Raw genomic sequence first — 13,454 nt, forward strand, 5'->3', positions numbered from 1 at the left:
TCCTCTCCGGTTCTCCAACATGCCTATTCTGGCACGCCTGACGCTGGTGGAGGGCGCCATCCACGACATCACGTTAACTCGGATATCAGATTGAGGCGTGTAGTGGGACTGGCATGCCTAAGCCCGCCAGCTACAAACACCACCGCTTTCCACCCGAGATCATCGCCCACGCGGTGTGGCTCTACTTCAGGTTCCCATTGAGCCTGCGGCTGATCGAGGAGATGTTGCTCGAGCGGGGCATTCTCGTGTCCTATGAAACTATCCGCCGCTGGGTGCTGAAGTCCGGGCCGGCGTACGCTCGCCGCCTCAGGCGCAAGAAGCCGGGCCGCCGGGACAGCTGGCATCTCGACGAGGTCGTGGTCACGATCTCTGGCCAGAAACACTGGTTGTGGCGGGCGGTGAATCAGGACGGCTATGTGCTGGATGAAATCGTTCAGAGCCGACGCGACACCAAGGCCGCCAAGCGCTTGCTGAAACGGCTCTTGCGGAAGCAGGGCGGCCCACTTCGGCGCATGATCACCGATAAGCTTGGTTCCTACGCTACCGCCGTACGTCAGATCATGCCAAAAGTCGACCACCGCTCGCATAAGGGGCTCAACAATCGGGCGGAGAATTCGCATCTGCCGTTTCGCCGGCGAGAACGGGCGAGGCAGGGATTTCGATCTGCCGGAGGGCTGCAGAGGTTCGTCAACGTGTTCTCTGCCGTCTACAATCTTTTCGTTCCACCCCGCTCCCACCGCTCTGCCCACGGGATCTACCTTCACCGCGTCGATGCCATAGCAGCGTGGAAAGTGGCGGCGGATGTCGCTACTTAAAACTATCGTGCGGTCGAATTTGCCTCAACGCGCCCGATGCGGGCTACCGTGACAACACCCCGGTAGCATCTTGCCCCTGCGAGGCGCCAGCATTGTTCAACTCCTGCTCCGCTCTGGACCAGTGGTCCTCCGGATTGCCGGAACGGCCCTCGCTCTCCCATAGTTCATAAGCCCGCTCGCGAATTCTCTGCTCCAGGTGCTTTTCCATTGCCCGTCTCCAAGTCCTAAGGGTCAGCCGTTTTCGGCTAGGTAGGCACGTTGTAGGCTCATGGAGGTGGCCCGGTCGGATCCAGAACCACTCTGCTCTGAAGTTAGGGCACCACTCCAGCAGGTGAAAGGAGCCTGATGGGCGCCCCTCTGTTGGCTAACGCTTGACCTCCTGGCCAGACGCGGCAGGATGATCCTGCAGAAGCGCATCTGACGGGACTTGAGGAACATTCAATGGCGACAGGCACTGTGAAGTGGTACAACGAGACGAAGGGCTATGGCTTCATTCAGCCGGACAATGGCGGCAAGGACGTCTTCGTTCATGCCACAGCCCTTGAGCGGGCTGGCATGCGTGGTCTGGCTGAAGGCCAGAAGGTCTCCTATGAGGTGGAAGCTGACCGCCGCACGGGCAAGGAGTCTGCAACCAACCTGCAAAAGGCTTGATTGAGCCTGTCATCGCGTCAGCTGAGTGCTGGCGCTTCAAGCCGCTCCTGACGGGGCGGCTTTTTTGATGCCCATCGTCTCTTGGAGCGCTGAGGAAGCACGGCACAACTTATGGCCACAGCAATGGACAGGCAGGGATGCCTTGCGTGGTTGAAGCACTCCGGCGACCTTCCCGGCGGCGCGTGCAAAACCCGCTCCCGACCATTCAAGCTCCTGCCATTTAGGTCATGTAACCCGCTTTGAGGTGGGGGGTTGGCGATTGTTTTCGCTCTTCCATCCAGCGGGCCCACAAAAAAGCCGTTGATGTCCTGGATGGCCTTTGCCCCGCATCGAACATCATGAGGGTTCAAGCACCTTGAGCACCGGCATCATTGCGACTGCAATAATCCTGATCATTGGCTACGTCATTGTGTCCAGGATTGTAGGGCTAGCGTTCCGCCTTGTCGTTCCTCTGGTTCTGCTCGTGGTACTGGGTGGAGCTAGCGCGTTCTCAGGCCTGATGCCGGAGCGCTCCCCTGCGGACCAGTACGCCCCCTATGGACAGGCTCAGCATCGCCCCATTGGCGATATTGGTGATCTGCGCCTGCGCGACATCGCCAACATGGCTGCTGATGCGTTTCGCTCCGTGCTGCAGGGAGGTCTTGCCCTCCTGAATGGCTTGTCCGAACCTGAACCAAGGCGCGACCCGCACTGGCCGGACGAGCCGTACCACTCCCGCCGTGGTGAGCCCTATGGCGTTCCGCCAGACTCCACCGATGACCCACGCTAGGGCGAACCGCGGCGCGGATGGTAAGATCATCCTATTCTTGGGTGGCATCAGATCTTTCGGCTCAGAACACGCGAACCTGAGAGAGCAAAGCGCCAGGGCATGTCAGTGGCGCGGGTGATCCCGATCCGCATCCCAGCCGCAACCTCAACTAGGCTCTCTTGGCTGAAGAGTTGGAAGGGTGTTTGGTCCAGTGGCAACTTATTGTGGATGATTGTCACGCCCAGAGCCTGGCACAGGCGACCAGGACCTGAGCAGAGAAGGCGAAAATCCTCGACACCTCGCCGCACCCTCATGAACTCGATGCCCCTGGTTGGCTCAACAGCTCTGACCAGAACCGCGCTGCCTGGCAGACAGACGAAGTTCAGGCACCAGTGCATGCCGTACGACCGGTAGACATAAGCATGGCCGGCAGAACCAAACATGGCTGCGTTCCGAGGCGTCGGACCACGAAAGCTATGGGAGGCAGGATCATCGCCCGTGTAGGCTTCAGTCTCAACAATCCGGCCGCCGATCCCGTTCACAAGCAGGGTGGCTCCGATTAGATCGCGGGCGACCGTCACCGCATCGCGCGCGAAGAAGGACCGAGGCAGCGTTGTTTCCATTCGCCCGTCAGCGTTGAAGGCCGGAAAAGCTCACTCCCAAAGGCTCACGAGGTGGCGGCAGGATTGACAGCATCCTCAGCCAACTCAGAAAGGATCTGGTCGGTGTTCTCCTCCTCGATCAGACTCTCCTGGATGAGCCCCTCAGCCTCCGAGAGGCCAAGCTGCTTGGCCCACGCAAGCAAGGTGCCGTAGCGGGTGATCTCATAATGCTCCACCGCCTGGGCAGCCGCGATCAGACCAGCATCCAGAGCCTCCCCGCCGCCGAACTCCTGCAGGATTTCTTGGCCTTCCTCGATGATGCCCTGAATGGCCTTGCACTCGACACCCGCAGGCTTCTCGCCCAACAGCTGAAATACCTGCTCCAGACGTTTCACCTGCTCCTCTGTCTCCTTCAGGTGAACGGCGAAGGCACCTTTGAGCTCCTCAGCCTGCGCAGCTTCCGCCATCTGCGGCAGGGCCTTGAGGATGGCGTTCTCGGCGAAATATGTGTCCTTCAGCTGATGCAAAAAGAGAGCTTTCAGATCCTTATGAGCCATGGTCGGTCTCCTGGTCAGGTGGTGCAGCGATACGGACAATCCGTAGGGCAGCCAGGCGTTCCGCAGTTGATGCCAGCCTGAACAGAAGGGTTGATTTAGGGTACAGCGCGGGCAACGGTCGTGATGGTCCTGCGTTAGATCGAGCAGCCCACGCGCAGGAGGACCATGATGCCCATCGATTACCGCTCCGAGCTGAAGCGGCCCGTGTCTCTGGCGCTGGCTGGGGCTGCCATCCTGGGCTGGCTTTTGGCCCTTGGCGTAGGGCTCTCCTCCTCCGACCAGCAGCAGGAAGCCCGAACGGAGATAACCCGCGCGCAGCAGGCCGAGGCTACTCTGCGACGGCAACTCGACGAGCAGCAGCGCACCGGACGAACCCTGGCGGACCTGGAGTCTAGGGTAGCTGGCGCCGAGCAGCAGCTAGCCCAGATCACACAGGCGCGGGAGCAGGCGCAGACTGAGCTTACAACCCTGCAGCAAACCACGCAGGCTTCCCAACAGCAGCTCACGCAGACGGCTCAGTCCCGTGACCAGCTTCAGGCTCAGCTCGGGACCCTGCAGCAGTCGCTTCAGACAACCCAGCAACAGATGGCCCAGGTCACACAAGCGCGCGGGCAAGCCCAAGCGCAGCTCACCGCTACTCTGCAGGACCTGCAGTCGCAACAACAGCAGCTGACGCAGCTCACCCAGGCCCGAACCGAGGTTCAGACCCAGACCTCCGCTGCTCGACAAGCCCTGCAGGCCAATGAGCAAAGAGCCGCTGAGCTGGATCGCAGCGTCACGGCACTGTCGCAGCGCCTGTTGAACATCCAGAACCAACTACAGCAGGCGGAACAGCGGCTGGCTTCTGTGAAGGAGGAGATTGCGACAAGCGAACAGACCGTTGTGGCACACCGGCAGGAATTAACGGACCTGAGCCGTCAGATTGAGAACGCTCGCCGTGAGGCGACAGCGGCCCGCGAGTCGGTAGCCCAGGCTACTCAGGAGATGTCGTCCCGCAGAGCGGAGCTCACAGAGGTTGAGCAACGTCTCCAGCAGGTGCGAAACGCGCAAGCATCCACTCAGACGGATCTTGCCAACCTTCGTTCGGAGCGGGAGCGCCTGACGAGGGAGCAGGCTGATTTTCAAGATAAAGCAACCCAGCAACGGTCTGAGCTTCAGGCTCAGCTGGCGAGGGCAACAGACGACCTGGCCGCCCGCAACCGGGAGGTTGCAGAGCTGGAGGGGCGGCTTCAGGCGACCCGTCAGGCACTCGCTGGTGCTCAAAGCCAACTTGCCGAAGCACGTCAGCAACTCGCCACGCCACCCACTACCGGGAACACATCCGGAGCAGGTGCTCCAGCCGATGCAGTTCCCATGTCGCCTGAAACACCTCAGTGACATGCTCGCGCATGCGCGTCTGCTGTTGTTCTAAGATGAGGTGTCTTACACTGAAATCACGAAAGCTGACGCACCAAAAGCGTCCCAGACGCAATGGGGCATGGGTTGACGCAGAAACACAGCTTTGCTCAGGTCTTTAACGAAGTTTGCGATAAAGAACAGTGCATGAGCCCATCGTCACACTGGACCCTCTTCATCGCCCGTCCCAGACGAGATCGACAGCACGTCATCCGGGATCCTCAAGGCGAACCCCGGATCCTCTTTGGCGAAGACGATGGCACCGGGATCAACGATCGTCTCGCCAGGTATCTTGTCGAGAGCCTGAGTGCGGGTCTCGATGTCGAAGACCCGAACCCGGACGAGGGCTGGTTCCTGGACAGCCCGGGAGACAGTGACGAGCAGGATTCGGCCATTCTCATTTGTGACCCTGATTTCGAGATCCGGCTCGAGATCCTCGACACGGGCAACATTGAAGAGGACCAGGCGCTGGGCCGAAAGATTGTGGCTCGGATCAATACCTACCTCATCCAGACCGAAGCTTCGCATCCAAGCGCTTCCTCTGCCGGTTTCCCAACAGAAAGGCAGCAACCCAGATCCAAACGTTGACCGGTGGAGCAGATGGATCACTGCGCCAGGCAATCATAGCTTGGCATAAAGCGTCCTCTCGGCAAAATCCCTCGGCTGTTTGCTCCCGCACCTGCCCCGTGCGGCTTGACGCCGCAATGTAATCGGCTAACTGATCGCGCATTACCTAACCGAGTATTGGATGAGTTATGGATCAGCCCGAACAGCCGCTAGATTTCGCCAGCATCACCGCCGACATCGTTTCGTCTTACGTTGCGAACAACTCGATTCATCGGGGCGATTTGCCTAACGTGATTGCATGCGTGCACGCTGCCTTGCAAGGTCTCGCTGCTCCGAAGCAGGCAGAACCTGAGAAGCCAGAGCCACGCATTTCGATCAAGAAGTCCATCACGCCCCACTTCCTGATCAGTCTCGAGGACGGCAAGCAGTACAAGACGCTCAAGCGCCACCTCGGCAAGCTCGGGCTGACGGCCGAGGAGTACCGTGCAAAGTGGGGTCTCCCGGCCGATTACCCGATGGTTGCACCCAGTTATGCTGCCAAGCGCTCCGAGCTCGCCAAGAGCAGCGGCCTCGGCCAGATGCGGAGGAAGAATGCCGCGAAAGCAGCTGCCAAGTCGGACGAGAAGGTCGCAGCACCGGCTGAGGCCGTAAAGCCGAAGCGCCGTACACCTTCGAAGAAAGTGGCTGGCAAGTAAGCCCGCTCTCGGGCCAAGCTCGATCACTCATGGCGCTATCTGAGATGAGGGTCGTGAATTGTCCCTAAGCAGGAACGGTAGGCGTCTGAGTCTGAAACTCCTTTGCGATGATGTGCAACGGAAATATGCCTTCTTTGACTGCAGCTCCCTCGAACCATCTGCAGGTGATCTCACAGCCATCGACCTCAATCACGGTCATTCGATGAGAGGGATAGGCAATCAGATGCACGACATCGCCAACACTGAACTGCATGGTTCGCTCCTGCTCCACATCACGAGAGTTTAGCCAGCCGATGGGCAGCCGGTAAGACGACCGGACTCATTTCCCACAATGTCGCCTAGGGCAACTCAGGCTGGGTCTCCTATTCGACAGCAATGGCTTTGAGGGCACGCCTGACAGCAACGCGGGCTGCCTCAACGTGCCCTGCGGCCAAGAGTTCGTCGACAATCCTGAGCGCCATCACCGCATCAGCCCGCTGTACAGTGTCTGAAGCTGACACCATGGTACCGCGAGCAGTTGATGCTCCATCAAGGTCATCGCTTTGGCCCGCAAGATAGGCCGGGCTGCACTTGAGCACGGAAGCAAGGCTCGCCAAGGCATCCTCACCGGGATGCCGCGAACAACCTGTGATGATGTCCTGGATGAACCCCGCCTCCAAGCCTGCTTCCAGGGAGGCCCTGCGCCACGAGATCTTGAGAGCGCTTACCCGTTCTCCGATGCGCTCTTTCAGAATCGCATTCACGCTTGGCTCCTTGAGGTGACGATGCTGCGAAAAGCTAAAAGGCGTGGAGGCGGTACATCCGCGCACTCCCCGCCTGCCTTGCAGCTCCGGCCATCTTCCGCCCGGGATGGTTAATAAGAAAATAACGAACGTTGCTGCTGACCACGCTGATCAAATCGGATTATTCTGCTTTCTAGCTGACGGACAGAGGCGCGCCCTTCATGACGCAGCTAACTGCCGATGGAGCCCAAGTGTTCACTCCCTACACGGTGGCGAAGGTCGACCCCTTGGTCGACCAAGCCATCACTCATCTTGAGGGCAAGATTAAGCAACTCATGTCACTCACGGGAGCCGGGCCGGAGATTGCCATTGCCCCGCAGCTCATCAGCCCACAATTATTGTTCAACGTCCCGACGATCCGCTCTTTCGGAGCGCCACGCAATACGACTGAGTTACGGCCCCTTCAAGCTCTGATGGCTGCTCTGGGGAGTATTCAACCGGCCCTCACAGGTCGGCCGCCGATCTCTGGTCGGTACGAAAACGAATCTAGTTAGGAAGTGGTTAATTCGTCAAGAACTAGTATCACGGCTCACGGTTCCGAACTATATGTTGTGTGTAGCTGAGAGAATTGTGGATAAAAATGACTCCTCCGGGTAAGCCTCTCAGACTCCTTTGAGAATCCGTTCCCGAATTTTGCAATGGCCAAGCTTCGCCGGCTCAAAGACCCACATGATGTCATGCTTAACGCGGGGTAGATGTTGTGCTGGCACATCAATTGTTGTTGCGGATCGATCGCAATTCATCTCAATCCCAAGCGAACCCCAGATAGATAGCCAGCAGCACCCCGAGGATCGTTAGACCAAAGGAAGCCACCAGCAGGATCACGAGAGATTTGAGACCGTAGATATCCATAGAGCGCCTCTGAAGCTTAGCTATTGACTGACGCTGGGGGGCTCCTGTTATTCCCTTTGGGAGCGAAGAAATATGCGACCAGTCTAATCATCCTGATCAGTCCTTCAGCGTCGCGCTAGGCTTGCACCCGCCTCAGAGGCAACGCTGAAGTTCGCAACAGCGTCTACATGGAACCTGCGAGCTTGGCTCTCCCTTATTCATAGGAGCCTTGAGTTAAAGGCCATGGTGTTGAGTGAGGGTGCCCCATGCCACTTCGTAATGCCCCCATTGTCGAATGGCCCCCAGCACTGGCTGCTCTGTTGCAGGAGGCAGAGATCAAGTCTGGAAACGATGGCAAGCTTGTCTGCCACTGTGATGTGGATGTGGATGCCGAGACCCTGCGGACCATCCATGAGTTTGAGGCGCACCTGCGTCGCCGCTTAGTTCAACTCAGATTGGCAGTCGGCGTCGAATGTATGATAGGCGAGATGAACCCCTCCTTCAGCATTGGCGCTCCATCTGACCGAGGTCGCAACATCGCACGAGTGCGTCTCAGCTTTCATGATCTTCAAAGTGGTGAGTGTGTAGACCTTACGGATTACCCTTAGACAGGTGAAGAAGGCATCACGCTAATCCGCCATTCCTCAGACCAAATGCTAACGGGTGAGCCGTGAATTTCGAGGGTATCGGTACCATCCCCCTTTTGGCGTATGCATCGGGAAACTCGTCTTACGCGTTCCCTGAACGAGCAACCTGAGACAGCTGGGTAGAGCCTGACGCTCCCAGTTAACCGGCTCAGTCACACGAAAGGTACCGCGTATGAAAAGCCTTGTTCTCGTTCTGGCTCTTGCCGCCACTCCCGCAGCCGCCCAAGCCGAGCGCGTTACGTTGCGCAGCCTTCACGTCCTTTGCTCAACAGCGGACACGGCAAACCGCCTGAACGAGCTGCGCGGCAACAACAGCGCCTGGATAGCACAGGTCCAATCGGAAACCGCCGAGAAACGCTGCACGATCCTGCCAGAGGCCACGAACGTGTGGGTGGAGAGCCGCTCTGGGGCGCTGGCATGTGCCAAAGGCGATGACATGCCCAGCTGCGGATGGACCGTGCTTGATGCGACCTGAATAGCTTCGCACGTTGAAGGAGGGCACTTATCCCCCGGCTGGGCTGATCGTACTTCTTGCTCAAACATCTCAAGAGCCCTGCCCGCCGGTGGGGCTTCTTCAGTTCAGGATGGCCGTTTGCAGTCGATCTTTGATTGCACTAGCGGCAATCTTCGGGTTGGGGGTACTGCACCCACAGGGACCAACAATGGCCGTCTGTGATGCCCCCAAAGCGCACGAACCTCAGGAGTGGGGTTCCTGAGGCTCTCGCACACTGTTGTTCAAACGGTGTGTGATTAGCGGCAGCGTCTCACACGACGCGTGACCTCATCACCAAATTCGTCTTCTTCACGAATGATGACCGTTCGACAACGCTCGATGCTGCCTGTGGTAGCGCGATCCTCATAGCGACGACGTTCAATTCGACGCTCGTATCTCCGATCATCATCAGGACCAACTTGGATATTTGGACCGTTCGGACCGATCCCGAATTGCACCTGAGCTGATGATGGCGATGCCACGATGACACTAGATCCGATCAAAGTGGCTGCTAGAAGCCAAGTTGCCTTCTTCATACCTCGATCTCCACTTGATAAGCCTATTGAAAGTCCAACGCGTTACTTACCATTACGTTTCCTTAAGATGAGAGACAGAGAACCTAAACGCTCTCCTAGACAGTGCGGCCCCCTGCGCCTACCTGTGGCAGCACACTCCCCACCTTTAACCTGGCCTCAAGGATGCCTGCCTCATCCTCGCCTTGCTTTCAGAGAAACTGGCCAAGCCAATGCGAAAGCACAACAAGGGGCAAAGACGATGGATCACAGCGATCTCGTTGAGTTAGTGTCTGACGACCTGACCCAAACTGTCTCAAAGATGCTGGTTGAAATGGGCTCAGAGGATGGCCAGAGGTTTGCCAGGAGAGCCCTAATCAAATTCGCGACACAGGCACTAAGTGGGGCTCCAAAAGTTGGCGGTATGGACATCTCAACATTCACAGACTGCGAGAGACACGCCTTGGCTCAAGCCTCTGCAATAGTTTTGGCGACCATTCAGGCCGACACCTCGAGGCCACAGTAAAGCTCACTTATCGCTGATACCCCGCCCCGAGCGCCCCTGAAATGGCATAGTCCAAACATGAAGAGAGCCCCAAGGAGGTTCGCACACCTGAGGCTCTCAGCGTTTTAGTTCAGAGACTATGAAGGCTTTCGCCGTTGGGTTAACTCCGCTCTGGCCCGTTAGGTGCACTGGGCTAGGCTCATTGCTGAATAGCCATTTGCGCTGTCACCGTCTGATCACTGGCGGCGATTTGCATCTGGCAGGTACTCGCGCTCCTTCCGACCAAGAACACCTGAGAGACATAGGCACGGAGATAACGCTGCCCTCTTTGGGATAGGTCCCAAGCTGGCAGCCCCACGGGGACTCCTCTACTCGATATCAACGGGGCGGCTGAGGCTGACCCTTCGTCGTTGCTGAATAGCCATTGGCTGTGACACCGTCTGATCGCTGGCGGCGTTTCTACTCTGGTAGGTACTCACACCCAACCAGCCAAGGAAGCCTGTCTGTGAGAGTTACCTCCTGACAGGCTCGGCCTTCTTGGGTGGCATTGGGAGGTCTCGATAAATGACCCCCGTGGCGGCAGCCCCAACCACCTCAGGGCCTACTCCGAACTTCTTTGCCAGCTTCGACCACTGCCAATCCCCGGCCATGTAGCAAAGCCGCGCCTCCAGAACCTGCTCAACCGTAAGCTTTCTACAACTGTTGGCCATACCTCGACTCACCAAGAACTGAAAGAGAACATTTCATCCGGTTAACTGGCGTGCCGAGAGAATGATCCTGAGACATCTGGGAGGGTGTGGAGAGCGGGGATGAGAGTCAGCTAAGTGACTGATAATGCAGGGCTACGAATTTCCCGTGTAATAGGACAGAAAAGATCCCCCTGTTTGATATATATATAAGATATACTCTAAGAGTAACCTATAGGATAACCTACGGTTAAGCTATAAATCCTCATCTAAGTGGGTTAGACAGGATAATACCATCAGGAATGTGAACATAGTCATGATCACATAGGTCTTCTCATACAAGGACATCGTCGATCTCCCTTGAGATGACCTGAGGGTGGACCTGAGATGGTTAAGAAGGTCGAAATGTTTACTGCGAAAATGTGAGAGCGCATCTCCAAATACGTCGCAGCGAAGTTCCACCGGGGGAATCGGGTTCAGAGAAGAGGGCTAGCTAATAGGGCACCTACCACTGACCCTCTTCCCTTGGAGTTGAACAGCAATGGACATCGACCGTTCGACCATGAACCTGGCTTCGTTCCTGATCCTAGTCACCTAAGCAGTCGGCTTACTCCCATCATTCATGAGCGTCTCTTTCGGGACTCCCATTGTGGTGGCTGCTGTGATGTCATCCTTCTACTGAACCTTGCTCATTCAGAACTTTGCAATCCTAGGAGGCCACTCCCGTTTAATATCCGGGCAGGCCCGAGGAACAGTACGTTGCCATATGGCATTAATTACAGTATATAATGCCATATAGGGGATACTACTATGGCTACCTTGTTACCCGTTGACACCGTACCTAAGGACTTCCGGCCCTCACCTATCACCGATGAAGAGGCCGCCGCGATGTTTCGCGCAACGCTCAATCTATTCCGACTGTGGGACATCACAGATGAAGAAGCAGCCACCCTGCTCGACTTGCCGGTGCGAACGTACCGGCGATGGAAGGCTGGCGAGATCGGCCGCATTGATCGCGACAGTAAGGCCCGGCTTTCAAACCTCATGGGTATCTATAAAGCCTTGCGTATTATCTTCCGGGAACCACAGCGCGGTTATGCTTGGATTAAGAAATCTAACTCTGCGTTCGCACAAAGATCAGCCCTTGAGGTGATGCTCGGTGGTGAACTCACCGACCTGATGCGCGTGCGCCGCTACCTGGACGCGGAGCGGGGCACCTGGTGATCGACACAAGGTCGATTCCCCTCTCTGAAGTCAGGTGGCGTGGCTCAGTTCGGATTATCCGAAGCATCTTTCCGCCGATTGACCTTTTCGAGGACATTGCAGACCCAGCCGATTGGCCCCTCATTATATCGGCGGAGCAAAAGACAAATCCGCGCCTGATGGAGACCATCGGCAATCTCGACCTTGTCCCCGAGAAACGCCGCGTCGCCGGCCCTGGCGCGAGTTACCTCATGGCGCCATTTACCCATGTGAGCACCGATCGCCCCAGCCGCTTCAGCGATGGGACCTTTGGAGTGCTTTACGCGGGAAACTCCTTTGAAGTCGCTCTGTTCGAGACGATTCATCACCACGGGCAGTTCATGGCCCGGACGAACGAACCCGCTGGATGGACATCTCAGTTTCGGGAAATCGTACTCGAGATCAATGCACATCTTCATGATCTGAGGAGCAATGAGGTCGACCAGTCGGGATTGCTCCTGCCCGACGATTACAAGCTGAGCCAAACGTTAGGCTTTCAGCTCCGCGCTTCAGACTCCGATGGAATAGTCTACCCAAGCGTTCGTTATTCAGGTGGTGAGTGTGTCGGGCTGTTCCATCCAGACTGTGCCGCAAATCCCATCCAAGGTCGGCATCTCGACTATCACTGGAACGGCACGAAGGTTGATCTCTACCGTAATGCGACCACTGGCCAGGTCTATCGGATCGTGTAGTCACTTAGAGTGAAGATTGCTGCTCAACACCCTCACTCGCGCCTGCGTTCCGGAGTCACATGACAGCTGACATAGCTGGAAACGAGATTTTTACTTAATAGGCATCAGAGTAGTTGCGTGGTGTTGCAACCGGCACCGCACACGCCTCGGCTGAGAACCCCGCCCGGCTCATTCAGCCGAGGCGCTCTTTGATCTGCCGCGGTGGCGAGACTGTCGAGGCAGCACATACGAGCGAGGGCACCCATGCCTGACCACAAGATGCTCTCCGGTGAATTGAGCCTGTGGTCAGCAGTGTTACTGGGCCAGGGTGAGAAGGATTGGGCTGAACTGCTGGACCGAGCGGCCGCCAAGCTCGCCCAGGGTGAGCAGGATGAAGCAACAGCTTCCAGTCTCCGACTTTACGCTGTTGTGGTCGGGCAGAAGAACCAGCCTTCGTTTCAGGCTCTGCTCGAAAAAGCCGCTGACGCCCTGAATTGATCTCACATTCCCTGCACACGAGATGAGCCTGGAAGAAACAACTTTCAGCGGCAGAGCCTGTCTCGTCAGGCCGCTTGGCGAACTGAGAAATCCGGGACAACCAGATACTCATAAGGTTTAAGACGATCCGCGGCCGCTTCGAGCCGGCTGCAAAAGCGCAGATGAGCATCGTTGAGAAGGCGCCGCCCTCTTGCGCTGGGCTGCGAGAGCTTCATGTTCTCTCCAACCAGCGCCGCCGCTGCCGCATACAGATCATCGGCAGCAGCCTCAATACCGGGGTTGCGCTCAAACAGGCGAAGGGCACGAATGAGATGAGAACCGAGGTCGCGCAGATCAGCACTCTGACCATCCTGCTCGATCTTTCTTAAGATGGGCGCAATCAACGCGAGCTTCTCATCGACTGCCTCCGTGAGGATCCTGAACATCATCTGTTTGCCTTGAGAGAAATAGCTCTGCGACCACCTCGGAGTACGACAAGCATGTGCGAGTATGGTTAACGAGCTGTTACCAACCCGAGCATCGGGCCCTCAAACTCTACGACCGGACTCAGCCGACCG

At 57.3% G+C, this 13,454-nt stretch carries 17 protein-coding genes; 9 read left to right on the forward strand and 8 right to left on the reverse strand.

Annotated elements, in window-relative coordinates:
• Positions 1-113 precede the first annotated feature (113 nt).
• On the forward strand, positions 114-815 hold the full coding sequence (locus IC232_RS26775) for an IS6 family transposase (protein WP_190848006.1): 702 nt from the start codon (positions 114-116) through the stop codon (positions 813-815).
• A 43-nt stretch (positions 816-858) separates the two neighbouring features.
• On the opposite strand, the gene IC232_RS26780 is transcribed toward IC232_RS26775, so the two are convergent.
• On the reverse strand, positions 859-1,023 hold the full coding sequence (locus IC232_RS26780) for a DUF2934 domain-containing protein (protein WP_190848007.1): 165 nt from the start codon (positions 1,021-1,023) through the stop codon (positions 859-861).
• Positions 1,024-1,256: 233 nt separating this feature from the next.
• On the opposite strand from IC232_RS26780, the gene IC232_RS26785 reads away from it, so the two are divergent.
• Together IC232_RS26785 and IC232_RS26790 are read left to right on the forward strand one after the other, a co-directional pair.
• On the forward strand, positions 1,257-1,466 hold the full coding sequence (locus IC232_RS26785) for a cold-shock protein (RefSeq protein WP_190848008.1): 210 nt from the start codon (positions 1,257-1,259) through the stop codon (positions 1,464-1,466).
• A 355-nt stretch (positions 1,467-1,821) separates the two neighbouring features.
• On the forward strand, positions 1,822-2,235 hold the full coding sequence (locus tag IC232_RS26790) for a hypothetical protein (RefSeq protein WP_190848009.1): 414 nt from the start codon (positions 1,822-1,824) through the stop codon (positions 2,233-2,235).
• Between the two features lie 47 nt (positions 2,236-2,282).
• On the opposite strand, the gene IC232_RS26795 is transcribed toward IC232_RS26790, so the two are convergent.
• Both IC232_RS26795 and IC232_RS26800 read right to left on the reverse strand, forming a co-directional pair.
• A complete protein-coding gene (locus IC232_RS26795) occupies positions 2,283-2,837 on the reverse strand; it encodes a DNA-3-methyladenine glycosylase (protein WP_190848010.1) in 555 nt (184 codons plus the stop codon).
• A 44-nt stretch (positions 2,838-2,881) separates the two neighbouring features.
• A complete protein-coding gene (locus IC232_RS26800; RefSeq protein ID WP_190848011.1) occupies positions 2,882-3,373 on the reverse strand; it encodes a ferritin-like domain-containing protein in 492 nt (163 codons plus the stop codon).
• 165 nt (positions 3,374-3,538) lie between these two features.
• Between IC232_RS26800 and IC232_RS26805 the strand changes: the two genes are divergently transcribed.
• Positions 3,539-4,750, forward strand: a complete 1,212-nt coding sequence (locus IC232_RS26805; RefSeq protein ID WP_190848012.1) for a hypothetical protein — start codon at positions 3,539-3,541, stop codon at positions 4,748-4,750.
• A 177-nt stretch (positions 4,751-4,927) separates the two neighbouring features.
• Here IC232_RS26805 and IC232_RS26810 read toward each other — a convergent pair whose 3' ends face one another.
• Positions 4,928-5,296, reverse strand: coding sequence for a hypothetical protein (locus tag IC232_RS26810; protein WP_190848013.1), 369 nt, complete (start codon positions 5,294-5,296; stop codon positions 4,928-4,930).
• Positions 5,297-5,523: 227 nt separating this feature from the next.
• Here IC232_RS26810 and IC232_RS26815 point away from each other — a divergent pair, with 227 nt between their 5' ends.
• Positions 5,524-6,030: a MucR family transcriptional regulator gene (locus tag IC232_RS26815; protein WP_190848014.1), complete on the forward strand. Its 507-nt coding sequence runs from the start codon at positions 5,524-5,526 to the stop codon at positions 6,028-6,030.
• A gap of 64 nt (positions 6,031-6,094) precedes the next feature.
• Here IC232_RS26815 and IC232_RS26820 read toward each other — a convergent pair whose 3' ends face one another.
• Positions 6,095-6,283, reverse strand: a complete 189-nt coding sequence (locus tag IC232_RS26820; protein ID WP_190848015.1) for a hypothetical protein — start codon at positions 6,281-6,283, stop codon at positions 6,095-6,097.
• Between the two features lie 109 nt (positions 6,284-6,392).
• Positions 6,393-6,773, reverse strand: a complete 381-nt coding sequence (locus tag IC232_RS26825) for a hypothetical protein (protein WP_190848016.1) — start codon at positions 6,771-6,773, stop codon at positions 6,393-6,395.
• Between the two features lie 1,689 nt (positions 6,774-8,462).
• On the opposite strand from IC232_RS26825, the gene IC232_RS26830 reads away from it, so the two are divergent.
• Complete coding sequence (locus tag IC232_RS26830) at positions 8,463-8,765, forward strand: hypothetical protein (protein WP_190848017.1); 303 nt, start codon at positions 8,463-8,465, stop codon at positions 8,763-8,765.
• Between the two features lie 275 nt (positions 8,766-9,040).
• Here IC232_RS26830 and IC232_RS26835 read toward each other — a convergent pair whose 3' ends face one another.
• Positions 9,041-9,319: a hypothetical protein gene (locus tag IC232_RS26835; RefSeq protein WP_190848018.1), complete on the reverse strand. Its 279-nt coding sequence runs from the start codon at positions 9,317-9,319 to the stop codon at positions 9,041-9,043.
• A 1,977-nt stretch (positions 9,320-11,296) separates the two neighbouring features.
• On the opposite strand from IC232_RS26835, the gene IC232_RS26840 reads away from it, so the two are divergent.
• From IC232_RS26840 to IC232_RS26850, 3 genes are all read left to right on the forward strand, one after another.
• The gene (locus tag IC232_RS26840) at positions 11,297-11,710 is read left to right on the forward strand and encodes an MbcA/ParS/Xre antitoxin family protein (protein ID WP_190848019.1); all 414 of its coding nucleotides are present in this window, start codon (positions 11,297-11,299) and stop codon (positions 11,708-11,710) included.
• Entirely contained in the window at positions 11,704-12,420 is a 717-nt protein-coding gene (locus tag IC232_RS26845) for an RES family NAD+ phosphorylase (RefSeq protein WP_210335520.1), read from the forward strand. Before IC232_RS26840 ends, IC232_RS26845 begins: the two co-directional genes overlap by 7 nt.
• A gap of 243 nt (positions 12,421-12,663) precedes the next feature.
• Positions 12,664-12,897 (forward strand): hypothetical protein, encoded by a 234-nt coding sequence (locus tag IC232_RS26850; RefSeq protein WP_190848021.1) that lies wholly within the window; start codon positions 12,664-12,666, stop codon positions 12,895-12,897.
• A 65-nt stretch (positions 12,898-12,962) separates the two neighbouring features.
• Here IC232_RS26850 and IC232_RS26855 read toward each other — a convergent pair whose 3' ends face one another.
• Positions 12,963-13,325, reverse strand: coding sequence for a hypothetical protein (locus tag IC232_RS26855; protein WP_190848022.1), 363 nt, complete (start codon positions 13,323-13,325; stop codon positions 12,963-12,965).
• Positions 13,326-13,454: the final 129 nt, after the last annotated feature.

It is taken from the genome of Microvirga sp., assembly GCF_014699075.1.
GTDB lineage: Bacteria > Pseudomonadota > Alphaproteobacteria > Rhizobiales > Beijerinckiaceae > Microvirga.

Excerpts from the sequence above, each read along its gene's own strand:
- IC232_RS26775 (WP_190848006.1), top strand. The coding sequence starts at position 114 with ATGCCTAAGCCCGCCAGCTACAAACACCACCGCTTTCCACCCGAGATC.
- IC232_RS26840 (WP_190848019.1), top strand. The coding sequence starts at position 11,297 with ATGGCTACCTTGTTACCCGTTGACACCGTACCTAAGGACTTCCGGCCC.
- IC232_RS26815 (WP_190848014.1), top strand. The coding sequence starts at position 5,524 with ATGGATCAGCCCGAACAGCCGCTAGATTTCGCCAGCATCACCGCCGAC.
- IC232_RS26850 (WP_190848021.1), top strand. The coding sequence starts at position 12,664 with ATGCCTGACCACAAGATGCTCTCCGGTGAATTGAGCCTGTGGTCAGCA.
- IC232_RS26855 (WP_190848022.1), bottom strand. The coding sequence starts at position 13,325 with ATGATGTTCAGGATCCTCACGGAGGCAGTCGATGAGAAGCTCGCGTTG.
- IC232_RS26810 (WP_190848013.1), bottom strand. The coding sequence starts at position 5,296 with ATGCGAAGCTTCGGTCTGGATGAGGTAGGTATTGATCCGAGCCACAAT.
- IC232_RS26805 (WP_190848012.1), top strand. The coding sequence starts at position 3,539 with ATGATGCCCATCGATTACCGCTCCGAGCTGAAGCGGCCCGTGTCTCTG.
- IC232_RS26795 (WP_190848010.1), bottom strand. The coding sequence starts at position 2,837 with ATGGAAACAACGCTGCCTCGGTCCTTCTTCGCGCGCGATGCGGTGACG.
- IC232_RS26830 (WP_190848017.1), top strand. The coding sequence starts at position 8,463 with ATGAAAAGCCTTGTTCTCGTTCTGGCTCTTGCCGCCACTCCCGCAGCC.
- IC232_RS26820 (WP_190848015.1), bottom strand. The coding sequence starts at position 6,283 with ATGCAGTTCAGTGTTGGCGATGTCGTGCATCTGATTGCCTATCCCTCT.
- IC232_RS26800 (WP_190848011.1), bottom strand. The coding sequence starts at position 3,373 with ATGGCTCATAAGGATCTGAAAGCTCTCTTTTTGCATCAGCTGAAGGAC.
- IC232_RS26780 (WP_190848007.1), bottom strand. The coding sequence starts at position 1,023 with ATGGAAAAGCACCTGGAGCAGAGAATTCGCGAGCGGGCTTATGAACTA.
- IC232_RS26785 (WP_190848008.1), top strand. The coding sequence starts at position 1,257 with ATGGCGACAGGCACTGTGAAGTGGTACAACGAGACGAAGGGCTATGGC.
- IC232_RS26835 (WP_190848018.1), bottom strand. The coding sequence starts at position 9,319 with ATGAAGAAGGCAACTTGGCTTCTAGCAGCCACTTTGATCGGATCTAGT.